27 protein-coding genes are annotated in these 25,742 nt (G+C 69.4%); 15 read left to right on the forward strand and 12 right to left on the reverse strand.

The window, feature by feature from the left end; genetic code table 11:
* Window positions 1-193: 193 nt before the first annotated feature.
* The 3 genes from ACFY2X_RS26820 to ACFY2X_RS26830 all read right to left on the reverse strand — a co-directional run bounded on the left by ACFY2X_RS26820 (window position 194) and on the right by ACFY2X_RS26830 (window position 2,861).
* On the reverse strand, window positions 194-472 hold the full coding sequence (locus tag ACFY2X_RS26820; protein WP_389942730.1) for a hypothetical protein: 279 nt from the start codon (window positions 470-472) through the stop codon (window positions 194-196).
* 95 nt (window positions 473-567) lie between these two features.
* Window positions 568-1,872 carry a M20/M25/M40 family metallo-hydrolase gene (locus tag ACFY2X_RS26825; protein ID WP_389942733.1) on the reverse strand — a complete coding sequence of 435 codons (1,305 nt, stop codon included), beginning with the start codon at window positions 1,870-1,872 and terminating at the stop codon, window positions 568-570.
* Complete coding sequence (locus ACFY2X_RS26830) at window positions 1,869-2,861, reverse strand: Lrp/AsnC family transcriptional regulator (RefSeq protein ID WP_389942735.1); 993 nt, start codon at window positions 2,859-2,861, stop codon at window positions 1,869-1,871. The genes ACFY2X_RS26825 and ACFY2X_RS26830 overlap by 4 nt, the downstream gene beginning before the upstream one ends.
* Before the next feature lie 121 nt (window positions 2,862-2,982).
* Between ACFY2X_RS26830 and ACFY2X_RS26835 the strand changes: the two genes are divergently transcribed.
* Entirely contained in the window at window positions 2,983-4,287 is a 1,305-nt protein-coding gene (locus ACFY2X_RS26835; protein ID WP_389942737.1) for an MFS transporter, read from the forward strand.
* Window positions 4,288-4,392: 105 nt separating this feature from the next.
* Here ACFY2X_RS26835 and ACFY2X_RS26840 read toward each other — a convergent pair whose 3' ends face one another.
* The 3 genes from ACFY2X_RS26840 to ACFY2X_RS26850 form a co-directional block, all read right to left on the reverse strand.
* Window positions 4,393-5,916 (reverse strand): purine-cytosine permease family protein, encoded by a 1,524-nt coding sequence (locus tag ACFY2X_RS26840; RefSeq protein WP_389942740.1) that lies wholly within the window; start codon window positions 5,914-5,916, stop codon window positions 4,393-4,395.
* Between the two features lie 114 nt (window positions 5,917-6,030).
* Window positions 6,031-7,239: a monooxygenase gene (locus ACFY2X_RS26845; RefSeq protein ID WP_389942743.1), complete on the reverse strand. Its 1,209-nt coding sequence runs from the start codon at window positions 7,237-7,239 to the stop codon at window positions 6,031-6,033.
* A gap of 221 nt (window positions 7,240-7,460) precedes the next feature.
* The gene (locus tag ACFY2X_RS26850) at window positions 7,461-8,645 is read right to left on the reverse strand and encodes an aminotransferase class V-fold PLP-dependent enzyme (protein WP_389942746.1); all 1,185 of its coding nucleotides are present in this window, start codon (window positions 8,643-8,645) and stop codon (window positions 7,461-7,463) included.
* A gap of 87 nt (window positions 8,646-8,732) precedes the next feature.
* On the opposite strand from ACFY2X_RS26850, the gene ACFY2X_RS26855 reads away from it, so the two are divergent.
* Both ACFY2X_RS26855 and ACFY2X_RS26860 read left to right on the forward strand, forming a co-directional pair.
* The gene (locus tag ACFY2X_RS26855) at window positions 8,733-8,855 is read left to right on the forward strand and encodes a hypothetical protein (protein ID WP_389942749.1); all 123 of its coding nucleotides are present in this window, start codon (window positions 8,733-8,735) and stop codon (window positions 8,853-8,855) included.
* Between the two features lie 97 nt (window positions 8,856-8,952).
* On the forward strand, window positions 8,953-9,930 hold the full coding sequence (locus ACFY2X_RS26860) for an isopenicillin N synthase family dioxygenase (protein ID WP_389942752.1): 978 nt from the start codon (window positions 8,953-8,955) through the stop codon (window positions 9,928-9,930).
* A 77-nt stretch (window positions 9,931-10,007) separates the two neighbouring features.
* Here the strand turns inward: ACFY2X_RS26860 and ACFY2X_RS26865 are convergent, their stop codons facing one another.
* The 3 genes from ACFY2X_RS26865 to ACFY2X_RS26875 form a co-directional block, all read right to left on the reverse strand.
* A complete protein-coding gene (locus ACFY2X_RS26865; RefSeq protein ID WP_389942754.1) occupies window positions 10,008-10,391 on the reverse strand; it encodes a hypothetical protein in 384 nt (127 codons plus the stop codon).
* Complete coding sequence (locus ACFY2X_RS26870) at window positions 10,388-10,813, reverse strand: hypothetical protein (RefSeq protein WP_389942756.1); 426 nt, start codon at window positions 10,811-10,813, stop codon at window positions 10,388-10,390. The genes ACFY2X_RS26865 and ACFY2X_RS26870 overlap by 4 nt, the downstream gene beginning before the upstream one ends.
* Window positions 10,814-11,478: 665 nt before the next feature.
* Window positions 11,479-12,498 carry a LacI family DNA-binding transcriptional regulator gene (locus ACFY2X_RS26875; RefSeq protein ID WP_389942759.1) on the reverse strand — a complete coding sequence of 340 codons (1,020 nt, stop codon included), beginning with the start codon at window positions 12,496-12,498 and terminating at the stop codon, window positions 11,479-11,481.
* 47 nt (window positions 12,499-12,545) lie between these two features.
* Here ACFY2X_RS26875 and ACFY2X_RS26880 point away from each other — a divergent pair, with 47 nt between their 5' ends.
* The 5 genes from ACFY2X_RS26880 (at window position 12,546) to ACFY2X_RS26900 (ending at window position 17,708) form a co-directional block, all read left to right on the forward strand.
* Window positions 12,546-13,715: a trans-sulfuration enzyme family protein gene (locus tag ACFY2X_RS26880; protein ID WP_389942761.1), complete on the forward strand. Its 1,170-nt coding sequence runs from the start codon at window positions 12,546-12,548 to the stop codon at window positions 13,713-13,715.
* Between the two features lie 100 nt (window positions 13,716-13,815).
* The gene (locus tag ACFY2X_RS26885; protein WP_389942764.1) at window positions 13,816-15,105 is read left to right on the forward strand and encodes an ABC transporter substrate-binding protein; all 1,290 of its coding nucleotides are present in this window, start codon (window positions 13,816-13,818) and stop codon (window positions 15,103-15,105) included.
* Complete coding sequence (locus tag ACFY2X_RS26890; protein ID WP_389942767.1) at window positions 15,102-16,043, forward strand: carbohydrate ABC transporter permease; 942 nt, start codon at window positions 15,102-15,104, stop codon at window positions 16,041-16,043. The genes ACFY2X_RS26885 and ACFY2X_RS26890 overlap by 4 nt, the downstream gene beginning before the upstream one ends.
* A gap of 3 nt (window positions 16,044-16,046) precedes the next feature.
* Window positions 16,047-16,883, forward strand: a complete 837-nt coding sequence (locus tag ACFY2X_RS26895; RefSeq protein WP_389942770.1) for a carbohydrate ABC transporter permease — start codon at window positions 16,047-16,049, stop codon at window positions 16,881-16,883.
* Between the two features lie 165 nt (window positions 16,884-17,048).
* Window positions 17,049-17,708 carry a TMEM175 family protein gene (locus ACFY2X_RS26900; protein ID WP_389942773.1) on the forward strand — a complete coding sequence of 220 codons (660 nt, stop codon included), beginning with the start codon at window positions 17,049-17,051 and terminating at the stop codon, window positions 17,706-17,708.
* 168 nt (window positions 17,709-17,876) lie between these two features.
* Here ACFY2X_RS26900 and ACFY2X_RS26905 read toward each other — a convergent pair whose 3' ends face one another.
* Together ACFY2X_RS26905 and ACFY2X_RS26910 are read right to left on the reverse strand one after the other, a co-directional pair.
* Window positions 17,877-18,092: a DUF2277 domain-containing protein gene (locus ACFY2X_RS26905; RefSeq protein WP_389942776.1), complete on the reverse strand. Its 216-nt coding sequence runs from the start codon at window positions 18,090-18,092 to the stop codon at window positions 17,877-17,879.
* A 69-nt stretch (window positions 18,093-18,161) separates the two neighbouring features.
* Entirely contained in the window at window positions 18,162-19,778 is a 1,617-nt protein-coding gene (locus ACFY2X_RS26910) for an alkaline phosphatase D family protein (protein ID WP_389942779.1), read from the reverse strand.
* A gap of 126 nt (window positions 19,779-19,904) precedes the next feature.
* Between ACFY2X_RS26910 and ACFY2X_RS26915 the strand changes: the two genes are divergently transcribed.
* Window positions 19,905-20,750 carry an alpha/beta fold hydrolase gene (locus ACFY2X_RS26915; RefSeq protein ID WP_389942782.1) on the forward strand — a complete coding sequence of 282 codons (846 nt, stop codon included), beginning with the start codon at window positions 19,905-19,907 and terminating at the stop codon, window positions 20,748-20,750.
* 39 nt (window positions 20,751-20,789) lie between these two features.
* Here ACFY2X_RS26915 and ACFY2X_RS26920 read toward each other — a convergent pair whose 3' ends face one another.
* Entirely contained in the window at window positions 20,790-21,215 is a 426-nt protein-coding gene (locus tag ACFY2X_RS26920) for an SDR family NAD(P)-dependent oxidoreductase (RefSeq protein WP_389942959.1), read from the reverse strand.
* A gap of 388 nt (window positions 21,216-21,603) precedes the next feature.
* On the opposite strand from ACFY2X_RS26920, the gene ACFY2X_RS26925 reads away from it, so the two are divergent.
* From ACFY2X_RS26925 to ACFY2X_RS26950, 6 genes are read left to right on the forward strand one after another with little or no spacing between them, the layout of a single operon-like run.
* Entirely contained in the window at window positions 21,604-21,858 is a 255-nt protein-coding gene (locus ACFY2X_RS26925; protein WP_389942962.1) for an acyl carrier protein, read from the forward strand.
* Window positions 21,855-23,231, forward strand: a complete 1,377-nt coding sequence (locus ACFY2X_RS26930; protein WP_389942784.1) for an aminotransferase class III-fold pyridoxal phosphate-dependent enzyme — start codon at window positions 21,855-21,857, stop codon at window positions 23,229-23,231. Before ACFY2X_RS26925 ends, ACFY2X_RS26930 begins: the two co-directional genes overlap by 4 nt.
* Complete coding sequence (locus tag ACFY2X_RS26935; protein WP_389942787.1) at window positions 23,228-23,662, forward strand: acyl-CoA thioesterase; 435 nt, start codon at window positions 23,228-23,230, stop codon at window positions 23,660-23,662. Before ACFY2X_RS26930 ends, ACFY2X_RS26935 begins: the two co-directional genes overlap by 4 nt.
* On the forward strand, window positions 23,655-24,122 hold the full coding sequence (locus tag ACFY2X_RS26940) for a 3-hydroxyacyl-ACP dehydratase FabZ family protein (RefSeq protein ID WP_389942790.1): 468 nt from the start codon (window positions 23,655-23,657) through the stop codon (window positions 24,120-24,122). Before ACFY2X_RS26935 ends, ACFY2X_RS26940 begins: the two co-directional genes overlap by 8 nt.
* Complete coding sequence (locus ACFY2X_RS26945) at window positions 24,116-25,246, forward strand: beta-ketoacyl synthase N-terminal-like domain-containing protein (protein WP_389942793.1); 1,131 nt, start codon at window positions 24,116-24,118, stop codon at window positions 25,244-25,246. Before ACFY2X_RS26940 ends, ACFY2X_RS26945 begins: the two co-directional genes overlap by 7 nt.
* A complete protein-coding gene (locus tag ACFY2X_RS26950; protein ID WP_389942796.1) occupies window positions 25,236-25,742 on the forward strand; it encodes a hypothetical protein in 507 nt (168 codons plus the stop codon). Before ACFY2X_RS26945 ends, ACFY2X_RS26950 begins: the two co-directional genes overlap by 11 nt.

Consider the following 25,742-nt stretch of genomic DNA (forward strand, 5'->3'; position numbering starts at 1 on the left):
TATTTTTTGCGCCCCTGGGCGGGCTCCCCCCCCCGCCGTTTCCCCCCGGGGGGGGGGCGCGGCGGCCCCCCCCCCCGGGGGGCCCCCCCCCCCCCCCCCGGGGGGGGGGCGGGGGGGGCGCCCCCCCGCGCCGTACCGGGAGAGCGAGGTCAAGGTGGCGCCTCTGGGCGACCTGCACTTGGCGGGCCGGGTCTCACATGGCCACGTCGCGGGAGGCGATCACATGGGCCGCGCCCGGGTTCTGGCCCGCCGGGGTGACCAGGATCCGCTGGTTCGGGTTTTCGGGGTCGTAACCCTGCTCCGCCAGCCACATCAGGGTGCCGGGGTCGAGATCGCTGTAGGTGATCGGGGAGTTCGGGGAGAAGATGTCCTCACCGATCGCGTTCTGTCCGGCGTCCCCCTCGACGAGCGACAGGATATAGGTGGTCATGGCGGCCTCCGCGGCGCACTCGTTGGTCTTTTGCGAGGTCATACCCCGGTTGTGGAGGTGTCGCCTGACCTCGCGCTCCGGCCTCGGAGGCGGGGCTCCCCGGGACCGCCGGACGGGTCCCGGGTACCCGCGCGCCGTCAGTAGGTCATGAGGAGCCGGTCGAGGACGCGGACGCCGAACTGGAGCGCGTCGACGGGCACCCGCTCGTCCACGCCGTGGAACATCGCCGCGAAGTCCATCTCCTTCGGAAGCCGCAACGGGACGAAACCGAAGCCCCGGATCCCGAGGTCGGCGAAGAAGGTCTTGTTGTCGGTGCCGGCCGACATGCAGTACGGCACGGCCCGGGCGGCCGGATCCTCCGCCTTCAACGAGGCGATCATGCATTCGACCAGATCCCCGTCGAAGGTGGTCTCCAGGGCGATGTCGTGATTGACGAACTCGCGACGCACCTTCGGGCCGAGCAGCCCGTCCACGGTCGCGAGGAAGTCCTCCTCCAGCCCGGGCAGGAACCGGCCGTCCACCTCGGCCACGGCCTGGCCGGGGATGACGTTGGTCTTGTAGCCCGCCGTGAGCCGGGTCGGGTTGGCGGTGTGGTGGAGGGTCGCGCCGATGAACCGGGCGAGCGGCCCGATGCGATCGAGGACGGGGCCGGGATTCTCCGGGTCGAAGGGGATGCCGAAGGCGTCGGAGACCTCCTCCAGGAAGCGGTGCACGGTCGGGGTCAGCCTGATCGGCCACTTGTGGGCCCCGACCCGGGCCGCGGCCCTGGCGACCTCGGTCACCGCGTTGTCGTCGTTGAGCATGGAGCCGTGCCCCGCGGTGCCGTCGGCGACCAGGCGCATCCAGGCCAGGCCCTTCTGGGCCGTCTCGATCAGGTAGAGCCGCAGGGACTGGTCGACCTCCAGCGAGTAGCCGCCCACCTCGCTGATCGCGTGATCGCAGCCCTCGAACAGCTCGGGGTGCTTGGCGGCGAGGAATTTGGCGCCGTACTTCCCGCCGGCCTCCTCGTCCGCGACCCAGGCGAACACGATGTCGCGGCGTGGCTTGCGTCCCTGGCGCACCATCTGCCGCAGGACGGCCAGCATCATGGCGTCCATGTCCTTCATGTCCACCGCGCCGCGACCCCAGATATAGCCGTCCAGGATCTCGCCGGCGAACGGGTCGACCGTCCAGTCGGCGGCGTTGGCGGGCACGACGTCCAGATGCCCGTGGACCAGCAGTGCGGGCAGGCCGGGGTCCGTGCCCTCGATCCTGGTCACGACATTGCCCCGGGACGGCGCGCTCTCCACGTAGGTCGCCTCGAGGCCGACCTCGGCGAGCCTGGCCATGACGACCTCGGCGGCGGCGCGCTCGCCGGGGCCGCTGTTGTCTCCGTAGTTGCTGGTGTCGACGCGGATGAGCTCGGCGCAGAGCTCGGCCACCTCGGTTTCGGCGGGGGTCATCGGTACTCCAGGGTGAGCAGGCCCGACTTGCGCAGGTGACCACGCTTGTAGGCACGGGTGATGAGGGTGACGTTGACGTCGGTGACGTCGTCGAGGGGGCCGAGGACGGCGGTGAGGAAGCGGTAGAGCTCCATCTCGTGAGCCACGGCAACCTGAACGATCATGGTGTGGGTGCCCGAGGTGGCCGCGCAGTAGCGCACGCTCGGATGGGCGGCGAGTGCCTGGCCCACCGTGTCCAGGCCATGGGCGCGAACCGAGAGCCAGAGCTGGGCCTCCACCTCCAGGCCGAGCAGAACGGGCTCCACCTCCGCGCGCAGATGCACGACCCCGCGCTCGAGAAGCGCCGCGACCCGGCGGCGGGCGGTCGGCACGGACATGTCCAGCTGGTCGGAGATCGCGGTGAAACCGATGCGGCCGTCGGTGGCGAGCAGCCTGACGACGTCCTTCTCGGTCGCGGTCAGCTCGACGCGTTCCGGTGGCGGACCGGCCGGGGACGGGACCGTGGCCCTCAGCAGCGCGGTCTCCTCCTCGGTGAGGTACGGCGCGTGCCACTCGGCCACCGTCCGGAACGTGCGCAGCACGACCTGGGTCCGGGTCTGGGTGACGCCGGACGTGGCGGGGATCTGCGCGGTCAGGGTCTCGTGCAGAAGCTCCCTGGAGGGGACCACCAGCTCGCAGCCGATGTCGGCGGCTCCCGTGACCGCGTAGACCGACCGGGTGTCGGGTCGCGCGGAGAGGGCCCCGGCGACCTGCTCCACCGCGCAGGGACGGACCTGGACATGCAGGTGCACCGGCGTGCCGAGCTCGCAGCGCAGCTCGTCGAGGATGGCGGTGACCCGCACGGCCCCGATGGCCAGGAGCCGCTGGAGGCGACGGGCCACGGTCCGTTCGTGCTCGCCGACGGCGCCGCCGATTTCGCCCCAGGTCGCACGGGGGCTGATCTGGAGGGCGGCGATCAGGCGACGGTCAAGATCATCCAAAGTGGTCACGTGAGCTCGTCTGAGTGTCGGAAATATAAAGAGATTTTTAGGTGTTTGACTATTTCTATCATCCGGTTGCAGAGTAAGCCACCTGAGAGATCGTGCTTTACCCCCAAGCAAGGAGCCCCCCGTGGCCACAGCTCCCCCTAGGCCGGCCCCCATCGGCATCCCACGGAACCGGGCGCGCCAGTTGATGGCCGCCAGCGTCGGCAACGTCGTCGAATGGTTCGACTGGTACACATATTCGTTCCTGGCCATCTACTTCTCGACCCAGGTCTTCCCGAAGAGCGCGGGCAACAGCCTGGTGCCGTTGCTGAGCACGTACGGGGTCTTCGCGGTCGGGTTCTTCATGAGGCCGCTCGGCGGGCTGCTCGTGGGCTCGTTCGCCGACCGGTTCGGCCGCAAGGCCGCGATGACCTTCACGATCATCTTGATGGGTGTCGGATCGCTGCTGGTCGCGATCACGCCGACCTACGAATCGGTCGGCGTGCTCGCGCCGATGATCCTGACGCTGGCCCGGCTGGTTCAGGGGCTCTCGGTCGGCGGGGAGTTCGCCGCGGCCACCACGTTCCTCGTGGAGTCCGCCCCGCCCGGCAGGCGTGGCCTGTACTCCAGCTTCCAGTACGTCAGCACCACCATCGGCCAGCTTCTCGCCTCCGGCCTCGCCGCCCTCCTGGCCGCCAGTCTGACCGAGGCCGAGATGGGCTCGTGGGGCTGGCGCGTCCCGTTCGTCGTCGGCGCGCTGGCGAGCCTCGTCGGGCTGTGGATCCGCAAGGGCGCGGAGGAGACCACGACCCTGGCCGAGGACATCAAGAACGGCGTGGCCGACAAGCCCAAGCTCTTCGAGTTCCTGGTCCGCTACCCGACCAAGGCACTCCTGATCGTCGGCATCACGATGGCCGGCACCGTCGCCTACTACACCTGGACGACGTTCCTGCCCACCTACGCCCAGCTCACGGTCAAGTTCGACAAGGCCGAGGCCTTCGAGGTGGGCACGATCTCGCTGGTCTTCTTCATGGTGCTGCAGCCGCTGCTCGGCATGCTGTCGGACAGGATCGGGCGCAGGCCGATGCTGATCGCCTTCGGCCTGGCGTTCGTGCTGCTGCCGGTGCCGCTGATGGGCATGCTGACCAGTTCCTTCGCCAGCCTGCTGCTCATCCAGTGTGTCGGCATGCTCTTCCTCGGCGGCTTCACGTCGATCTCGGCGGCGGTCAACTCCGAGCTCTTCCCGACCAGGGTCAGGGCATCGGGTGCAGGCTTCCCGTACTCCCTGACCGTCGCCCTGTTCGGCGGCACGGCTCCGCTCGTGGGCACGGCGCTGATCGACGGCGGCAACGCCGGGATGTTCGCCTGGTACATGTCGGCGATCGCCCTGATCTCGACCCTGGTCTACCTCTTCGCGCTCAAGGAGACCAAGGACAGCCCGCTCTCCTGACCTCCTGAGACGACCACCCGGCCCCGGAGCCTTTCACGGCTCCGGGGCCTTCGGGTATTCGGGGACCTCATCGTCCCCGCGGCGCGCGTCGTGGGGCGGGGACGGTCACGGCCGGACCGCTCCCGCCGAGGTCGCCTCGGGCTCTGACGGCGCCAGGCCCTCCTGAGCGCGCACCCTCGACCGGTTGAACACCAAAGTGACGACGAAGCCGATGATGAGCGCGACCAGCACCCCCAGGTTGGCGTAGGCCCACGACCCCGACGTGCCGCCGAGCCCGGCGGGCCCCAGCAGGTAGCCCTGCCAGCCGAGCCAGCTCGCGCCCGCGTTGGTGACCAGCCCCCATCCGAGGGCCGTGCTGACGACGATGACCGTGACGGGCAGCAGCCGAACGCTTCCGTAGCGACCCGACAGGCGATAGAGATCGGCCTCGTCGTAGTCACGGCGGCGCAGCGCGAGGTCGGCCAGCATGATCCCGCACCACGCGGCGATCGGGACGCCCAGAGTGGTGAGGAACCCGATGAACTGGCCGAGGAAGTTGTCCGCGACGAAGACGATGTACACCGTCCCCGCGACCATGAGCACGCCGTCGATCAGGGCGGCGACGTAGCGCGGCGCCCGCAGCCCGGTCGCCAGCAACGCCAGGCCGGAGGAGTAGATGTCGAGCACGGCACCCCCGACCAGGCCGAGGACGGCCACGGCCGCGAAGGGGATGAGGAACCAGGTGGGCAGGACGGTCGTCAGCGCTCCGACCGGGTCTGCCGCGATCGCCTTGTTCAGGTCCGCGGACGAACCGGCCAGCAGCAGGCCGAAAACGAGCAGCACGATCGGTGCCACCGACGCCCCGAACGTCGTCCACCCCACCACTGCCGCGCTCGACGACCTCCTCGGCAGGTAGCGGGAGTAGTCGGCCGCCGCGTTGACCCAGCCGAGCCCGAATCCGGTCATCATGAACACCAGGGCCCCGATGAACTCCTGGGCCGATCCGGAGCCGGTCCGCATGACCGCGTCCCAGTGGATCTGGTCGGTGACCAGAGCGATGTAGGCCACCGTCAGCACCCCGGTCACGACCGTGATGACCGTCTGCATGCGCATGATCAGGTCGAATCCCATGACGCCGCCGGCGATGATCAGGGCGGTCACGATGACCAGAGCGATGATCTTCGTGGAGGTGCCGCCGCCCCAGCCGAGCCGCTCGAACACGGTCGAGGTCGCCAACGTCGCCAGCGCGGTGAGAACCGTCTCCCAGCCCACCGTCAGCACCCACGAGATCGCCGACGGCAACCGGTTTCCACGCACGCCGAACACCGCCCGGCTCAGCACCATCGTCGGAGCCGATCCCCGCTTGCCGGCCACGCCGACGAATCCGCACAGCAGGAAGGAGAAGACGATCCCGACGACCCCGGCCACGAGCGCCTGCCAGAAGGAGATCCCGAAACCCAGGGCGAAAGAGCCGTAGCTCAGCCCCAGGATCGAGACGTTGGCACCGAACCACGGCCAGAACAGCTGCCGAGGACGACCTTTGCGATCGGCGTCGCCGATCACGTCGAGCCCGTGCACCTCGACCTTGAGCTGCGGTCCGCCGCTCCTGGCGGACCGCTCGCTTTCCTGTTTTCCCTGCATGCCGGCCATGAGATCTATCGTCCAGACGTGTTCGAAGGAGTCCGGTTGGTCACGGCGAGCACGTTAGCAATCCGGTGATCGGCAGGCGCGGGCCGGGGGAGCGGCCCGCGTGGCCGTACGGTGTCAGCCGGCGGGCCGGCCCTGCGGGGACCAGACGAGCAGTCCCAGGCACATCTCGTCGCTGGTGCCCTCTCCCCAGACGACGTAGCGCGGCGGGAGGTCGCGCAACGCGGGGAGCAGCTTGCGAAGACCGGCGTCATGGGTGCAGGTCACCCGGAGGGTGTCTCCGGCCTTGACGGCGACGGGCTTGGCCAGCGGGCGGATGGCCTGCTCGTCGAAGTTGTAGGCGGGAATGTCGAGCAGGGTCTTCGCGCCGGTCGTGCCGGGATTGAGCTCCACCTTGATCGAGCGTCCGAGGAGGTGCATGTGCCCGGCGACGGCGTACACGGTGCCGGTCCTGCCGGCTTTCTGGTCGCAGTGCTGGGTGGGACCGGCGACCGGGGGCCTGGCGTTGTTGCAGAACTCGTTGAGCCCGGTCACGGTGGCCTCGGCCTGATCTCCGAAACGGCGGACGACATCGCGGATCGCGGCCTTGCGGTCGCACAGCGGGCCGGACTCCCCGGCCGTGCAGGGCAGCTCGATCGGTGCCGGCAGCTGCTTCGTCTCCAGGGGGTCGAGGTCGGCCTTGCCGTCGGTGAGTCGCAGCCGGATCGCGGACTGGTCGGTGCCGGTCGCTTTACCCCCGGTGGCGAGCAGGTTGTAGTGCACCTGCATGATCAGTCGGCTGCCGGGCGGCATGGGGTAGCCGACGTTCTGGGTCAGCAGCGTCTCGTTCGCCCCCGGCGCCCAGTGACCGACCCAGGCGCTCTCGTCGATGCCGGCGTCGCCGAAGCAGGTCCACCCCTCGCCCGGTGTTCTGGCGTCGAGGTCGCGGGCCGCCTTGGCCCCGTCCGGGCTGACCCGGAAGATGATCGCGTGGTGGACGATGTCGGTGTTCTGCGGGAGGAACTGGCTGCCGGTGAGAAAGGCCCGGCTGGTCAACCCGGGGTCGACCAGGAAGCAGCGATACTCGTCGGTTCCCCCGTTGGGAGCCACCGGTTCGTACGGCTGGGGCAGCGTCAGATTGACGAATCGTTCGGAGGCCCGCAGCGGTGTCACCGGCGGCGGCTCGAAGGGTTTTCCGTGGCCGCCGTGAGCCCCGGCGGCGGCCGGGCTCGGAGGGTGGGCGCCGGCCGGATGTTCCCGGCTGGAGCACGAGGTGATGAGAAGGACGGAGGCGAGCGCGACGGCCGCTCCGCCCAGCCATCGCGTCGGCCGGAATGCGTGTTCCATGACCACCCCCTGCTTTTCGGGGTCCACCCGTGGCTCCGACACGCGCCGGGGTAGAACCCTGGTCGAGTCCTGAAGTTCAGATTCCTCGACACCGGAGCGGTTTTCCATCCGCCGAAAGGCCGAAAGCCCTCCTCCGCCGGACCGAGAACACCTCTACCCCGTAAGGGGCAGCCACGCCCGCCGGAACCCGGCCGGGCTCCGGAAACCCGGCCGGGCGGAACCTAGAACCCGCCCGTCACGGCTGTGAGCAGGCGGTCGATCTCGTCGTCGGTGTTGTAGTAGTGCACGGAAGCCCGTACGGCGGAGGGCACGGCGCTCGGGTCGAGGAGGTGGTGCGCGATGTCGGTGACGCTGACGTGGATGCCCTGCGCGCGCAGCGCCTGCTTGATCCCGGCGGGCTCGTGCCCCTGGACGGTGAAGGTGACGATGCCGGAACGGCGTGCGCCACGATCCAGCACCGTGACGCCGGGCCTGGCCGAGAGCTCCTCGCGAAGGCGGCTCGCGAGCCCGGTCACCCGTTCCTCGATGGCCGCAAGGCCCAGGGACGCCGCGTAGCCGGCGGCGACGCCCAGCCCGATCTGACCGGCGACATAGCGCTCCCACGTCTCGAAGCGCCGTGCGTCGTCACGGATCTCGTAACGATCCAGGGCGGTCCAGGTCGCCGAGTGCAGGTCGAGGAAGGGCGGCTCCAGAGTCGTGAGAAGGTCCCGCCGGACGTAGAGGAACCCGGTCCCGCGCGGGCCGCGCAGGAACTTGCGCCCGGTCGCCGACAGCATGTCGCAGCCGATCTCCGCGACGTCGACGGGCAACTGGCCCACCGACTGGCAGGCGTCCAGGAGGAACAGCACACCGGCCCGCCGGCACAGCCCGCCCACCTCGGCGGCCGGGTTGACCAGGCCGTTGTGGGTTGGTATGTGGTTGATCGCGACCAGCCGTACGCCGCCCCTGTCCAGCTCGGCGGCGAGCGCCTCAAGGGACAACTGCCCGTGCTCGTCGTCCGGCACCACCTCGACGCTCGCCCCCCGGGCCTTCGCCACCTGCTGGAAGGCGATGCCGTTGCTGGTGTATTCGCTGGTGGTGGTCAGGATCCGGTCGCCGGGGGCGAACGGGATCGCGTAGAACGCCATGTCCCAGGCGCGGGTCGCGTTCTCCACGTAGGCGATCTCGTCGCGGTGGGCGTTGACCAGCCCGGCCACCGCGTCGTAGAACCGCTCGACCTCCTCGATCGCGCGATCGTACGCCTCGTAGCCGCCGATCCGCGCCTCGAGTGCGAAATGTCCCGCCACCGCGTCGATCACCGGCCTGGGAGGCAACGCCGCCCCCGCGTTGTTGAGGTGCGCCACGTCGCCGCAGCCCGGGGTGTCGATGCGTGCCTTGTCCACGTCGATGCTTCCGGCCGCGGTCATGCGTGTCTCTCCCGCTCCTGTCACTTGGCGCGGCCGTACCGCCGCGCATCGACAAGCGTGCCGTAACAGTGTCCACCCGGTCCAACGATGTCCCGGGCGACGATCATCGGGAAAGCCGCCGACCGGCTGGAGGCCGCGCCGTCCGCGCTCGACCTCCGTCCGCGCTCGACCTCCGACCGCGCCGCCGGACGCCCGGCCCGAGCCGTATGAGGAGATCGACCCCCGGCATATACAGGTGTGACGACGAAATTCCCCGGATTCGCGCACATGCCGCCTACGGACGTCCCCAGCGGGAAAGAACGTCTGCGTGGACCGGCTGCCAGTGATCGACGTCAGTGCCCTGGTGAACGACGGGCCCCGCGCCCGGCGGGAACGGACCGCCCGCCTGATCGAGCGGGCGTGCCGCGACAGCGGGTTCTTCTACATCTCCGGCCACGGTGTCCCGGCTTCGCTGCTCGGCCGCCTCGACGAGGCCGCCCGCCGCTTCTTCGCGCTTCCTCTCGAAGAGAAAATGGAGATCTCCATGGACCGGGCGGGCCGCGCCTGGCGGGGGTTCTTCCCGGTGGGCGGCGAGCTCACCTCCGGCCGCCCGGACCTGAAGGAGGGCGTCTACTTCGGCGCCGAGCTGCCCGAGGACGACCCGCGCGCCCGGCTGCCGCTGCACGGCCGCAACCTCTTCCCGGCGCAGGTGCCCGAGCTGGGCGAAGCGGTCCTTGCGTATCTCGGCACGCTGACCGGTCTCGCCCAGTCGGTGATGCGCGGCGTCGCGCTCAGCCTCGGGCTGGCCGAAGACTACTTCGCCACCGGCTACACGGCCGACCCCACCGTGCTGTTCCGGATCTTCCACTACCCGCCGGCCTCGCCCGGCTCCGAGGAATGGGGCGTGGGGGAGCACACCGACTACGGCCTGCTCACCCTGCTGGCCCAGGATCGGAACGGCGGCCTGCAGGTGCACGCCGGAACGGGCTGGATCGAGGCTCCGCCGATCCCGGGCACCTTCGTCTGCAACATCGGCGACATGCTCGACAAGCTCACCGGAGGCTTCTACCGGTCGACCCCGCACCGGGTCAGGAACGTGAGCGGCCGGGAGCGGCTGTCATTCCCCTTCTTCTTCGACCCCGGCTGGGACGCCGAGGTGCCCCCGCTGCCCTCGCGAGGCGTCACCGGAGGCGGTCGCGCCCGGTGGGACGGTCAGGACCTGCGCGCCTTCACCGGCACCTACGGCGAATACCTCCTCGGCAAGGTCTCCAAGGTGTTCCCGCAGCTGGGCGAGGACGTCCTCTGAAGGCCGCGGCTGAACTCAATCATCTGGTCAGAAGCCGACGTTGCGGACTTCGCGTGGGCGGGGTGTCCGACGAACCGTCATGAGCCGATGTTGAACGGAAGTCCGCGCCTGAACGTTCGCTCCAGGGCGATGCGGGTAAGCCAACCCAGGCCGGCGGTGAAGAGCGGCGGCCACACGATCGGCCCGACGGTGTAGCCGACCAGCACTACGAGGGGGATCCACACGCGGTGCACGGCTTGGTAGAGCGGCCCGGGCGGGCGGACCCCGGCGAGCCGCGTCAGGTCGGGTAGCGCGAAGAACACCAGCATGGCGGCCGTGGTCGGCAGACCGTACTTGACGCTCTCGAAAATCGCGAACGAGGCCAGGAACAGCGCGAGCGCCCCCCAGCCGATCTTTCGCAGCCGGCCGCCGGCTTCCGGGGCCGGCTGCGACGCGTCATCGCGCGTGCGTTCAGTTGTCACAGGCACAGCGTAGGGCGGAGGTCGGACAGCGTGTCGCCGCGCAGACGTCGAATACTCGACCATCTGTCACGGCTGAGCTTCGACATAATCGAGAGCTGCAAAAAGTTGATCCACTGATGAAGTATGCGGACCCTTTGGATGTGCGAGCGCGGCGAGGTGTGCGGAAATGCATGAAAACGCACATATGCAGGATGCTTCGCGTCGAACTCCTCGATGTTGGCCGCCAGCCACCGCAGGTACCATTCATAATCGTTGGGCGCTTCCGCATGGTAGAACGAGAAGTGCACAGGCAGAAACGCTGCCGCCGCTTCATCTTTCTCCGGAAGAAGGTGGACCAGGCGCGTGGCGGCAGCCTCATCCTTCGGTAAACTGCGAAAATATTGCGCCGGTGAACCGCTTCGCTTCGACCCGTCATCGGGCATGAAATGCCGGATGAACCGCCTGGGCCGGGCCGGTGAGGTGTCAAGCACATCCTAGGCGTCCATGAGCGGAGATCCTGGGGTGTCAGGCCCAGGAGAAAGAGAAACGGCTGCTCGAGCCCACATCGCCAGCAATCCGACGAGGGCGGCGTCCATCTTTCCCAGAGGTGCATCCACCTCGACGCCTATATCCATATCGGCACGCCGGCCGTTGGTCGCGACCAACGTTTAGTTGGATTTTCTGGGCAATACATGGACGTGCTTCCAGAAATCACCGGGGAGCCGGCCGGCCTGTGTCTCCATGGACGCACGACGATTCTCTTGCAGATACCAGGGCAAGCCGAAGGTGTTGACCACGACAATGCCGTTGACGTCGACCGTTTGATGGACCGAGCGCCAGAAGTTCTCGTCAAGATAAGCGGACGAATGGCGGCCCTATCGAACAGGTCGATGTTCACGGAATCGAACAAGCTTCCGCTGGGATAACACGGAGAATCGAATCGCAATGATGCCCTGCGCGGGAATCATTGCCCGGTGGTTGACGCTGCCGGAGCCTGCCGACCCGATCTGATGCAGAGGATCACGCCCTTAAGCGGCAACCTGGACTTCGTCCATGCCGAGCTGCGGCGCCCGGCTCGCGCACGCGCCCGGCTCGGCTCGCGCTCGGCTCAGGTCTTCGGCGGAGGTAACTCTCCCGAACCGCGGACGACGAGCTCGACCGGGACGGTCACGTGCCGCTTCGGCCGTGCCGGGTCCCGGACCCGGGCCAGCAGGAGCTCCACCGCCGCGCCGCCGAGGCGCGCGATATCGTAGCGCACCACGGTGACCCCGGGGGTGAACACCCCCGCCATCTCGAAATCGTCGAAGCCGACGAAGGCCGGCCGGGGGCCGGGGTGATCACGCAGGGCCTGCATGAGACCGATCGCGGCGCGGTTGTTGGTCGCGAAGAACGCGGTGGGCGGCTCGGGCAGCGCGAGGAGCCGCAGCACCTCCTGCTCCACCCGCCAGGGCTCGAACACGCCGGTCACGCACAGCGCCGGATCCACGGCGACTCCGGCGGCGCGCAGTGCCGTACGGTGCCCCTCGGCTCGGGCGTGCACCGAGCTCAACGGGTCGTTGTCCGAGATCAGGGCGATACGCCGATGGCCGTGCGCGAGCAGGTGCTCGGTGGCGATCCGGCCGCCCACGCCGGCGTCGAGCAGGACGGCGTCCACATCCGGCAGCCCCTCGGGCACGCGATCGACGAAGACCGCGGTGAGCCCGCTGGCGAGATACTCCGCCAGCCAGGCGTGGTCTCCGGAGGCCGGCACGATCACCATGGCGTCCACGCCCCGGCCGTACATCGTGTCGATGAGCATGACCTCGCGGTCGGCGCGTTCCTCGTAGCTGCCGAACACCACCAGGGCCGAGTGTTCGGAGGCGGCTGACTCCACGGCCTTGGCCAGGCGGGAGTAGAACTCGTTGGAGATGTTCTCGATCACCAGGCCGAGGGTGAGAACCGACTCGCCCCGTGCCAGCCGGCTGGCGGCCTCGTTGCGCCGGAACCCCAGCGCCGTGATCGATTCCTGGACGCGGCGGACCAGATCCTGCCGCACGTGAGGCTCCTGGTTGACCACCCGGGAGACCGTCTTGAGGCTGACCCCGGCATGGCGGGCGACATCGGCCATCGTGGTCCTGCGGCGGTTCAACGGCTGCTCTTCCTCGGGCTGCCCGGGCTGCTGTACCTTGCGCAGTCATGTACGAAGACATCGATGACAACTGGATCTGCGGCCGCTACGGCGAGGACGAGCCCTGGATGCTGGGCGCGGTCAACCCGCCGGTTTTCGAGAACTCCCTGTTCACCTTCCCCACGATGGAGGCACTGTCGGGGGCCATACCCGCCGAGGACGAGAGGTACGTCTACTCGCGCGGCACCAATCCCACCGTGGACCTGCTTCAGCGCAAGCTCGCCGCGCTCGAGCGGGCGGAGCGGGCCAAGTGCTTCGGCTCCGGCATGGGCGCCATCTCGGCGACGATCTCCTCGCTGGTGTCCGCGGGCGACCACGTGATCGTGGTCGGGGCGGTCTACGGCCCGACCACCCAGTTCCTCCGATACCTGGAGAAGTTCGGAGTGTCGCATACGACTGTGCACACCGATAATCCTGGCGTGCTTGACAGCGTTGTCAAACCCTCCACCCGGATCGTGTACCTGGAGTCACCGTCGTACATGCGTTGCGGGATCATCGACATCCGCGCCTTCGCGGGATGGGCGCGTGACCGAGGACTGACCACGGTGATGGACAACACCTGGGCGACGCCGATCTTCCAGAAACCCCTGACGATGGGGGTCGACCTGGTCGTGCACTCCCTGTCCAAGTACATCGGCGGCCACAGCGACCTCGTCGGCGGCGTCGTGGCGGGCTCCGCGAGCCTCGTCAGGCCGCTCGCGCTGACCGAGTACCAGCTGTACGGCGCGGCCCTGTCGGCCCACGAGGCGAGCAAGGCGATCAAGGGGCTGCGGACCCTGCCGGTCCGCATGCGGGCGCACCAGGAACGCGGCCTCCAGGTGGCGGAGTTCCTGGCCAAGCACCCCGCGGTCCGGGCGGTCAACCACCCCGGTCTGCCCGGCCATCCGGGGCACGAGCTCGCCCGCACCCAGATGACCGGTTTCTCCAGCGTCTTCAGCATCGAGCTGGACACCGAGGACAGGGTGGAGGCGGGCCGGTTCGTGGACTCGCTGCGCCACTTCCGCGTCGGCGTCTCGTGGGGCGGCTACGAGAGCCTGGCCATCGCGCCGGCGCTCACCGTGGAGGAGTCCGTGCGCGCCACCATGGAGATCCCGGTGGGGCTGGTGCGCCTCTCTGTGGGGCTGGAGGACGCCGAGACGCTGATCGCCGATCTCGCGAGCGCCCTGGGGACATCTTGACGGATTACGGACAGCCCGATGTAGCATCCCGGTCATTCAGGGTTGTGACAGCGCTGTCAGCAGCACCGTCCACCGATGACCCCACCCCCCGGGGGAGACCATGAGAACACCCCACAGGCTCGCCGCTCTGCTGGCCGGCGTGCTGACCATGACACTGGCTTCCTGCGGCGCCGACGACGCCGCCGGGACGGTCAAACTACGTATGATCGAAAGCCTGACCAGCCCGGATCGCACCAAGCTCCTCAAAAGCCTGATCACCGACTTCGAGCAGAAAAACCCCGGGATCAAGGTCGAGTTGATCTCGCCGCCCCTGGAGAGCGCCGACCAGAAGATCACCCAGGTGCTGCAGACCAAAAAGGGAGTCGACGTCCTGGAGGTCCGTGACTTCACCGCCAAGTCGTTCTCCAACAACGGCTGGCTGGCCGAGCTCCCGGTAGGGAACTGGCCCGGCTGGAACGAGCTGACCGATCTCACCCGGAAGAAGGCCGTCGAGGTGGGCGGCAAGCCGTACCTCATCCCCTACGGTTTCTACGAGAAGGTGCTCTTCTACCGGTCGGACTGGTTGCGCGAGGCCGGCATCGCGCAGCCTCCCGCCACCTGGCAGGAGCTCTACGACGCCGCCAAGCGGCTGACCGACAAGGGCAAGCGCCGCTACGGTTACTCCTTCCGCGGCGGCAAGGGCGGCTCCGACTACGCCGTCATGATCGTCAGCGCTTTCAACGGCGACAAGGTGGATCCGGACAAGTCCTTCTTCCTGAAGGACGGCAAGACGATCTGGTCCACGCCGGAGGCCGCCCAGGCCCTGGACCTGTTCGTCCGGCTGTTCAAGGAGGGTTCCCCCGCCGACTCGGTCTCGTGGAGCTATCCGGAGATGGTGCAGGGCTTCACCTCGGGTGTCACCGGCATGCTCATCCAGGACCCCGAAGTGATCAAGACGGTCGAGGAGAGCGCCCTCCCGAAGGACGGGTGGAGCACCGCTCCGATCCCCAAGGGACCGGGCGGGCACGCGTTGCAGCCCGTCGGGTACGCCGGCTGGGGCGTGACGTCCTTCAGCACGCACAAGGGCGAGGCGACCAAACTCGTCCAGTTCCTCAGCGAGAGCGCGCAGAGCACGAAGTTCGCCAAGGGCAACTCGCTGATCCCGATCGCGAAGGCCGCCCAGCAGGACCCCCAGTTCTCGCAGGGAGCCTGGAAGGCCTACCTGGACGCCCAGGGGGACGACAAGCAGGTGATCACGATCCGCCCGGTCGACTACCCGGGCTGGAGCGAGTGGCAGCAGGCCGCCGACAAGGACATCCAGTCCCTGCTGACCGGTGACAAGACGGCCCAGGACGTCCTGAGCGGATGGGACGCGTTCTGGACCGACCAGGCGCGGAAGAAGACCTCGTGACCGTGCTCGGGGAGACCGGCTCGCGCGGGCGGACCACCGCCCGCGCGGCCCGGCCCGTCTTCGACCTGCGGCGGGCCCGCTTCATCCTGCTCTGCCTGCTGCCCGGAGTCGTGTTCGTCGCGGTGTTCACGTACTACCCCATGATCCGGGGCGCCGTGATCGCCTTCCAGCGCTACAACCTGTTCGACCTGACCGCCACGCCGTTCGCCGGGCTGGAGAACTTCCGCGCGGTCCTCGCCGACGACCAGTTCTGGACCGCCCTCGGCAACACCGGGATCTGGGTGGCCGTGTCCCTGACGTTCCAGTTCGTGCTCGGCTTCGGCCTCGCGCTGCTGCTCCGCCGCCACTTCCGGGGGCGAGGGCTCTACCAGGCGTGGGTCTTCTTCCCCTGGGCCATGTCGGGCTTCCTCATCGGCATGCTGTGGCGCTGGATGTTCAACGGGGAGTTCGGCGTCGTCAACGACCTGCTGACCAAAACCGGCCTGATCGACGAGCCGATCGGCTTTCTCTCCTCGCCGGGCTGGGCCATGGCCTCGGTCATCATCGCCAACGTCTGGTACGGCGTGACGTTCTTCGCCATCATGATCACCGCTGCGCTCCAGTCGGTGCCGCGGGAGCTCTACGAGGCGGCGGACGTCGACGGCGCCTCCCGCTTCCGGCAGTTCCTCCACGTGACGCTGCCGTCGATCCGCACGACGCTGGTGCTCATCGTGCTCCTGCGGGTCATCTGGATCCTCAACTTCCCCGATCTCATCTACTCGATGACCGGCGGCGGTCCCGCCGGGAGCACGCACATCGCCACGACCTATCTCATCGAGCAGGTGCAGAGCGGTGACTACGGCAAGGCCGGCGCGGTGGGGATCTTCGTCCTCGGGCTCCTGCTCTCGTTCAGCATCTTCTATCTCAACGCCACCCGGTTCGAGAAGGCGAGGGACTGACCCGTGGACCGCCCGGTTCCCCTGACCGCCCGGATCGCGAAGGCCGTCGTTCTCGGCGTCTGGCTGCTGATCACCGTCTTCCCGCTCTACTGGATCCTGATCACCTCGCTGAAGCCCACCTCGGAGATCTTCGCGGTGCCGTTGCGCTACCTTCCCGGCAGCGCCACGCTGGAGCACTACCGCGAGCTGTTCTCCTTCGCGAACTTCGGCACCTATCTTCTCAACAGCCTGATCGTCTCGCTGGCGTCGGCCGCCGTGGTCACCGCGACCGGGGTGCTGGGCGGCTACGTGCTGGCGCGCTTCCACTTCCCGGGACGCGGGGCGCTCATGCTCGCCTTCCTGATCACCCAGATGATCCCGCTGTTCATCGCGCTGGGCCCGCTGTACCTGATGATGTCCGGGCTCGACCTGCTCAACCGGTTGAGCGGGCTGATGCTGGTCTACGTCGCGATGCTCGTCCCGTTCTCGACGATCATCATGCGCGGCTTCTACGAACGCGTCCCCGCCGCGTTCGAAGAGGCCGCCATGGTCGACGGCTGCTCGCGGCTGACGGCGATGGTGCGCGTGGTCGTGCCCGTGATGCTGCCGGGGATCGCCGCCACGTTCATCTTCGGCTTCGTGCAGTGCTGGAACGAGCTCTTCCTCGGGATCACCTTCATCGACAGCGAGGAGGCCAAGACGATCCCGGTCGCGATGAACTCGTTCATCACGCAGTACGACATCGACTGGGGCCCGATGGCGGCGGCGACGGTGGTCTCGGTCATCCCCACGCTCGTGCTGTTCTCCTTCGCGCGCCGCTACATCGTGGAGGGTCTCACCTCGGGCGCGGTCAAGGGCTGACCTCCGCGTGAGGCGCCTGCCCCGGCTCGCGCCTCACGCGGAGAAGCAGGGATCCGGGCTCCGTGAGACGGTGCGAGCCGCCTGCGGATGAACTGCGGGAAGTCGTGTGCCAGGATGATCGGCGCTGTTTTCCTCCCCATCACCGTTTTTGATCCCGGAGGTCCGGTGACCGTCACCGACTCGCACGATACGACCGCAACCCCGCCGGGGCTGACCCACGAACGCGTGGGGATGTTCGCCGACGCGGTCTTCGCCATCGCCATCACCCTGCTCGTCATCGAGCTCCCGAGACCGGAGGGTCACGTCGAGGAGGGCGGTGACCGGCTGGCCATGGCCGGCGCGCTCTGGCACTTCCTCGGCGAGCACTCCGGCGAGTTCCTGGCGTTCTTCATCGCGTTCATGGTGCTGTGGGTCGCCTGGCGCCAGCACCACACGACCTTCGACCAGATCACCCGGGCGACCCCCGGGATGATGCTCCTCCACGTCCCGCTGCTGATCTTCGTCGTCCTGCTGCCCTACCCGACCGCGCTGATCGGAGAGAACTCCGTCAACCCGCTGTCGGTCGCCCTGTTCGCGGGATCGGAGGCGGGACTGCTGCTGTCTCAGGCGGCCCTGCTCATCGCCGCCGTCCGCGGTGGCGTGCTGCGGCCCGGCGCGGATGTGACGCGGCTGCGGATCCACGCGGTCAGGCTGATCGTGATCGCCGTCTTCTGGCTGATCACCGCCGGGTTGACCTGGCTGGTCGACGGCGTGCCTCTCGCCTGGCTGCTGACCCCGGTGGTCGCGATGCCGGCCGCGAAGATCGCTCGCCGCGTCATGTCCTAGGGAGTGTCCTTTGGATCTTTGCCGTGGCGAGGATCCAACGGACACTCCTGGCGGAGCCCCCGGCGACGTCCGTACGGCCCGGCCTCGCTCCGGCGGGGCCGTACGGTGCCGTCAGGCCTGCCGCGGCCGGTCCCTTCGCCTCCGGCCTCGTGGCGGGCCCGGGGCGGGTCAGGTGCGCCGGCTGCCCGCCCGGAGGTCGTCGAGAAGATCCTGCGTCGCGGCGGCGACGGCGTCCACGGCCCGGTCGAAGGTCTCCGCGTTGCGCGCCGAAGGCGAACGGAACCCGGAGATCTTGCGGACATACTGGAGCGCGGCGGCGCGCACGTCCTCGTCCGTCACGTCGACGGTGTACGGCTCACGAAGGGTTTTGATACTCCGGCACATGCCAGGACGGTACGGCATCTCCACCGCCGCGCTCCACCTCCGGGGCCGTTTTCCGTGCCGGTCGGCGGCCTACCCCGCGGGGCTGTGAACCCGCCGGACCTTCTGGCTGCCGCTGGTGGTCGCGAACGAGGCCAGCCAGGAGGAGCGGGCGCCGGGATCGGTCCGGTCGGAGATCGTGAACCAGTCCATCTGGACCCGCTCCGGCCGCACGTCGAGGACGCCGTACCCGTGGGAGTCCAGCTCCACGCCGCGCACGTGCCGGTTGGCGGCGCGGATGATCCCCTCGGCGGTCAGGGAGAGCGTACGGGGTGCCACACGGAGGAAGTCGTCGATGTTGTCACTGGTGATCGAGGGCACCACGAACTCGACGGCGGCGGAGGGGGAGAGGGGGTACGTGGCGGCCTTGAGGGGGACGTCGTTGGCCCAGGAGGTGTGGATGTCGCCGGTGAGGAAGACGGTGTTGCGGATGCCGTTGGACGTCAGGTGGCCGAGCAGTTCCTTCCGGTCCGCCGTGTAGCCGTCCCACTGGTCGCTGTTCACAGTGATTCCGCCTTCGGGAATGCCGAGCAGCCTGGCCAGCGGCTCGAACAGGTGGGCGGGCAGGGAGCCGATCGTGAGCGGGGCGATCATCACGGAGTTCCCGACCAGCCGCCATCGGGTGTCGCTGCTCGACAGGCCGTTCTTGAGCCAGGCCATCTGGGCGTCGCCGGTCAGCGTGCGCGCCGGATCGTCGACGGCGGCGCCCGAAGCCTGCTGCGAGCGATAGCTGCGCAGGTCGAGCATGGTCAGGTCGGCGAGGGTGCCGAAGCGCAGGGTGCGGTATATCTCCCCGGCCGGTCCCGTGCGCACCGGCATCCACTCGAAGTAGGCCTGCCGGGAGGCCGCGAGCCGTGCCGCGTAGGGGCCTTCGGTCGCCGGGTCGTGGTTCTGGGCTCCGTCCGACCATGCGTCGTTGGCCACCTCGTGATCGTCCCAGACGATCATCCAGGGGCGGGCGGCGTGCAGGGCCCGCAGGTCGGGGTCGGTCTTGTACTGCCCGTGCCTGGCCCGGTAATCGGCCAGCGTGAGGATCTCGTGGGCGGGCACGTGCGGCCGCACGACCTCGCCACGGCCGCCGAACTCGCCCGAGCCGTACTCGTAGAGATAGTCGCCCAGATGGATGACGCCGAACAGGTCGTCACGCGCGGCCAGGTGCCGGTAGGGGGAGAAGTGCCCCGCCTCCCAGTTGGAGCAGGAGACCACGCCGAACCGGAGCGCCGCGACGTCCGCGTTCCCGGCCGGCGCGGTGCGGGTCAGCCCGGTCGGCGAGGCCTGGTCGCCCAGCAGGAAGCGGTAGTGGTACGCCGTGTCCGGGGTCAGGCCCCTGACGTCGGCCTTCACCGTGTGGTCCCGCTCGGGGCCCGTCGTGAGCGATCCGGACGCGGCGATCCGCTGGAAGCCGGGGTCCTCGGCGACCTGCCAGGTCACCATGGACGAGGGCCCGGTGCCGGAGCCGGGGACCGCGTCGGGCGCGGGGGTGACGCGGGTCCAGATGATGACGGCGTCGGGCAGGGGATCACCCGAGGCGACGCCGTGCTGGAAGGGCGAGGAGCCGGCCACGGCCGCGCCGGGGATCCCGGCGAGAGCGACGCCCGTGCCTGCGGCCGCGATCTTGAAGAAATCGCGGCGAATGATCGTCTGGGTCACGACCGGAAGTTACTTCCGGGTAGACATGTCAACAAGGCCCAAAAAGGAGCCCGCAGGGAGAGGTGGATCCCGGGGTGGCCGGACGGTCTGACGTTTGTTACCAATGAGTAAGTTACGCTGGCCGCCATGAACGCCGAGTTGGAGTTTCTGGAGACGGGAGAGGGCGCGAGGCTCGCCCTCCACCACCACGAGCCGGGCAGCGGGGGACCGGTGGTGCTGATCCTGCCCGCGATGGGGGTGCCGGCCGCCTACTACGGTCCCTTCGTCGAGACGTTGACGGAACGGGGTTTCGCGGTGGCCGTGCTGGACCTGCGCGGGCAGGGGAAATCGACACCCCGCGCATCCCGTCATGGCTACCTCGACCTCGTCGGGGACGTGCCCGTGGCCGTTGAGGCCGTGCGGAAACGGTATCCGGGACGTTCCCTTCTCCTGCTGGGCCACAGCCTCGGGGGCCAGATCGGCGCCCTGCACCTGGCCGCGCACGAGCGACACGGCGTCGCCGGGCTCGTCCTGGTCGCCTCCGGCACCGCCCACCATCGGGTTTTCGGGCGGGGCAGGGGAGCGGGCCTGTACCTGTTCGGGGCGTTCGCCTCGCTCGTCGTGCGGCTCGTCGGCCACTGGCCGGGGCATCGGCTGGGCTTCGGCGGCAGGCAGCCCGCGATGCTCATGCGGGAGTGGTCACGCCTGGTGCGCACCGGGAAGTTCCTCCCGGTCGGCGCGGGCCGGGACCTTGAGGCGGCCCTCGCGGAGGTGGACGTGCCGGTTCTGGCGTTCTCCGTGGACGCCGACTTCTACGCTCCGCCCGGCGCGGTCGACGGCCTGGTGGCGAAGCTGTCCCGGATCGCGGTCGACCGGCGGCACTACTCGGCCGAGGCCGCCGGGCGACCGGATCTGGGCCACTTCCGCTGGACGCGCGCGGCGGGCCCGCTGGCCGGTCAGATCCGCACGTGGACCGAGGCGCTCGGCCACTGACCGCGCGACCGTGGGATCAGGAGGTGATCCAGGCGGAGGTCATCTCCTGTACGGCGGAGCCGTCCGGTCGGCCAGCTTGACGCCGGTGAACCAGTCCGCCCACTCCGAAGTGACGTAGCGGAAGCGGGGCTTGTCGTCGGTGAGGGCCGCCACGACCACCGCGGCCACCTCCGGCGGGGTCTGCGCGCTGCGGAAGGATTCTTCGGTCCGCGCGATGTAGTTCAGCATCATCGGCCCGTAGTCCCCCGCCTCGGCGATCAGCGCCTCGATGTCGCGGCCGGCGCGCACGTTGGCCACGAACTCGGTGGCGACCGCGCCCGGCTCTATGACGCTGACGTCGACGCCCAGCTTCCCGATGACCGGGGCCAGGCTCTCCATCCATCCCTCGACCGCGAACTTGGCCGCGCAGTACGCCTCGGCGAACGGCTGCCCGACGACGCCGCCCACGCTGGTGACGGTGATCAGGCGGCCTTTCGACCACCGGCAAGCTTTCGGCGGCCGACCTCGCCGCCCTCGAGGGGATCTGGCGCAAGCTCAAGTCGTAGGCGGGGCCGGGCCGCGGGCGCGCCGCCGCCGGGCCCGGTGAATCGTGCGGTCCCGGGCCCGCTCCACATCCGGGCGGGCTGATTGAGCAAATCGAACCGCAATTCCTGACGGCTCATTTTCTTTGGTGTCATCACCGCACTCCCGGAATCCCCGAATAGGTGTCGGCCGTAATTGTGAATTCCAAAGAATCGGATGGTTGACATATCGGGACGATCAAGATTACGATCGTCCGCACAAAGCGCTTTTATTCAGAAAAATGCTCTTTTTCCTATTTGATTCTCCGACCCAAGGGTCCCCTGGGGAGAATATGGAAATTGAAGACACCATCAAAAAAGTCATGGCGACCGAACTTTTCGTCGAGGCCCCAACGGAGCTGATCGGCCTCGACGAGAGCCTGCGAAATGTCCACGGACTGGACTCCCTGGGATTCGTCGAGCTCCGCGTGCAGTGCGAGGACATTTTCGGCGTGCGGATATCCGATGAGGATTTCAGCCCGGACAACTTCAGATCCGTCCGCGCGGTCGCGGATCTCGTCCGCCGTCTGCGGGCGGAGACGACGTGAGCCTGACGGAGACGGACCTGCTCTCTCTCAGGACCGGCCGTGATCTCCACCTGGACCACTACCGGGGCGGCCGCCCGCCGTTCGCCTCCCTGGGCGGGCAGGGGCTGCGCCAGCGGCTCGCCGAGCTCGAAGGCGAGCGCGCGGGCACCGTCTTCGAGGTGCTCGACGCGAGCGGAGGCTATGCCAGCGCCTGTCTCGGGGCGGGCCACGCGGTGGTCCGCGACGCCCTGCGCCGCGCGGTCGACGACCTGGGCCACGCCACCGACGAGATCGCCTCCCTTGAGCGGTCCAGGCTTCTCACCGGGCTCTTCGGGCCGGACGGCCTGTGGACCGACCATTTCCCGGCCGGGGACTACCACGTCTCGGGCCGCAACTCGGGCTCCGAGGGAATGGAGCTCGCGCTCCGGCTGGTCCTGGAGTCCAGGTTCGACCAGCGGACCCTGCGGCCCGCGCGCGGCCGGGAGGCCCGCGACCGGATCCTCGCCTTCGAAGGCGCCTGGCACGGGTGGACGAGCGGGCTGGTTCCGCTGCTCAACCGCCGCCACTACCGCGTGGGGCTCCCGCCGCTTCCGGCGGAGAGGCCGTACGGGCTGACGGTCGACCACCTGCCGTTCGGCGACGAGGGGGCGCTCAAGTCCTACTTCGCCGAGTACGGCGAGCGGCTGCTGGCCGTCTTCGTGGAGCCCGTCCAGGGAGACGCGGGAATCCTGGTGCCGCCCGAAGGCTATCTGCGCGGGCTGGCGGCGCTCTGCCAGGACGGCGGCGCGCTGCTGGTCGCCGACGAGGTCCTGACCTTCGCCAAGACCGGCCGTTTCTTCGCCATGGCCGACGAGACCGGCCCGATCCCCACCGATGTCACGGTCATCGGCAAAAGCCTGGGCATGGGGGCGGTGTCCACCGCGATGGTGATCGCCAGGCGCGGTCTCACCGTACGGGCCTCGGGCGCGGTGGCCACCTCCGATCTCCGCCCGCTGACCTGCGCGGTGATCGGCGCGGGCGTCCGGTTCATCGTGGCCGGCGAGCTGCTCGACCGCTCCGCCAGGCTGGGCGCCCGGCTGGGCGACCTGCTGCGCGGCGAGCTGGTCGAGGCGTTCCCCGAGCTGTACCGGGAGGCGCGAGGCCGGGGCGTGATGCACGGTCTCGAACTCACGGAACGGGCCGCCGAGCGTCTCGCCGAGCTGCGGCAACGTGTGATCAGGGCGGGCGTCTACGTGGAGTTCATGGCGGGTGCCGGGCGCCGTTCCCACGGCCTGCGCTACGTCCATCCCACGATGCGGATCGCGCCGGCCCTGGTCACGACGGTGGAGGAGGCCGAGGAGATGGTCGGCCGGATCAGGGAAGGCTCGGCGGCGTTCCTCGGGACGCTCACGTGAACCTCCCCCTCGACGTGCGGCGACGCGTCGAGCACGTCGACACCGACGCCGCGGGCGTGGTGCATTTCTCCCGTTACGCCTCGCTGCTTGAGACCGCCGTGCTGGAGAACCTGGAGCATCTCGGCGTCGGTCTCCGCCTGTTCGGCGAGCATGGCCTTGAGCTCGCCGTTTCGGAGCTGCGCATGAAGTTCGTCGCGCCCGCGCGGTTCTACGACCAGATCCGGGTGAGCGTTCACATCGACCACGTGGGAGGCGCCTCGTGCCAGGTGTCCGGCCAGATCCACCGGCTGAACGAGGGATCTTCGACACTGCTCGCGAGCGGGACGCTGATGCTGTGCGCGGTGGACGGCGCTCGCGGCGTCGCGACCGCGCTTCCCGCCCAGGCGCGCACAGCGCTCCGCGGCCGCCTGAACGGAGACGGCGATGACTGACACCACGCTCGGCTTCACCGAGATCAAGCAGTGGCTCCGCCACCGCCACCCGATGATCTATGTGGACCGCATCCTCGACCATCGGCCGGGAGAGTCGCTCCGCAGCATGCTGCTGGTCTCCGGGACGATGGACGCGATCGCCGGGCACTTCCCCGAACGGGCGATCTTCCCCGGCAGTCATCTCATCCAGGCGTTCGCCCAGTCCGGCATCATCCTCTACCAGATGAGCACCTCCCCGCTGGAGGACGACGAGCTGACGCTCATCGGCTCGGTGCACACGAGGTTCTTCCGCATCGTGGTCCCCGGCGATCAGGTGATCTTCGACGTCCGGGCCGACCGGCTGCTCGGCACCTCCTTCCACTTCTCCTGCAAGGCGACGGTGGAAGGGGCGCAGGTGGCGGCGTTCCGCGGGTCGCTCGTCCGGGTCAAGGTGGACGAGCTGGGACGCCAGCTGTGGTGAAAGACGCCGTCTGCGTCACCGGCATGGCGTGGACGACGGCGCTGGGCACCGGGCTGCCGGAGGTGTGGGACCGGCTGCTCGCCGGAGAGCACGGCCTGCGCGACCTCCCCTCGGAGCACCGCCTCCGCAACACGTGGGCCGCCGTGGTCGACGACCCGCCCCACGTCATGGAGCCCGGCTCGCGCCTGCGGGCGCTCGCCCGCGAGACCCTCGCCCGCGCCCTGGCCGACGCCAAGCTGACGGAGGAGGCCGACGCGTTCGCGGTCATCGGGACCAGCTTCGGCGCGTATCTCGACGACGACACGGCGGCCCTGCACCGGTGGGCCGGAGAGGTGGCCGCGGCGACGGGCCTGCGCAGGGCGCCAGTGGTGCTCAGCACGGCGTGCTCGTCGGGCTCCGACGCGATCGCCGTGGGCGCGGACCTGATCCGGTCCGGCGCGGCGCCGATCTGCGTGTGCGGCGGGGTGGACGTGCTCACCCCGGCCAAACGGCTCGGGCACACCGCCCTCGGCACGATGTCGAGCACGAGGCTGCGCCCCTTCGACCGGCGGGCCGACGGCACGCTCCTCGGGGAGGGCGCGGGCTTCGTGGTGCTGGAGGCCGAGGAGTCGATGCGGAGGCGGGGTGTCTTCTCGCACGCCGTACTGCGCGGCACGGGCGCCGCCAACGACGCCGCCGGAATGACCGCGCCCGACCCCTCGGGCGACAGCGTGGTCCTGGCGGTGGAGCGCGCCCTGGCCGAAGGCGGCCTGGCCACCGCGGACATCGCCGTGATCAACGCCCACGGCTCGGGCACCCCGGCCAACGACGCCGTGGAGACCCGGAGCTTCACCCGGCTGTTCCCCGGGGCCCACCGCCCGGCCGTGTTCGCCACGAAGCCCGCCTTCGGCCACAGCCTCGGCGCCACCGGGGCCCTGGAGGCCATCGCGCTGGCGCTCGCCCTGCGCCACGGCTGCGTCCCCCCGGTGAGCGGCCTCGAACACGTCGCCGAGGGCTTCCCGCTGCCCCTGCCCGTCGGCGGCCCCCTGCGAATCGGCCCGGGCGCCGGGCTCAGCCTCACGCTCGGCTTCGGCGGCTTCAACACCTGCCTGGTCCTTTCGAGGGGAGACCGCGGTGTGGGATGAGGACCCGCGGCTGGTCGTCGTCGCCCGAGGCCGGGCGGCGACCGGCGACCTGCCCTCGGCGGGGCGGCGCACCGCCTCGTTCTACGCCGACCCGGCCGCCTGGCTCGTCGTGGACGCCGTCCAGGCGGCGCTCGATCTCGCCGGTGACGACGTCCGGGCAGGGCCCGACGTGGGCGTCCTGTCCGTCAGCGACCACGGCACCGCGCACACGATGCGCGCGGTGGCCGCGGGCACGGCCAGGGGCGTGGTGTCGCCGCTGCGCTTCGCCGGGGCCAGCCCCGGCTCGCTCGCCGGGCTCGCGTGCGTCGTCTTCGGGTTCAGAGGACCCAGCCTGATGTTGTGCATGTCCCCGTACGCGGCCCGGCCGGTGGCGTCCGCCATCACGCTCTCGTGGCTGCGCGCGGGCAAGTGCCGCCACGTCGTCGTGGCCGAGCACGAGGCGCACGGCGCGGAACACCGGGTCGCCGGCCTCATCGTCCGGCGGCACGAGGGCTGA

Origin of the sequence: Streptosporangium sp. NPDC000396, from assembly GCF_042898655.1 — a bacterium.
In the GTDB taxonomy this organism is placed as follows: domain Bacteria; phylum Actinomycetota; class Actinomycetes; order Streptosporangiales; family Streptosporangiaceae; genus Streptosporangium.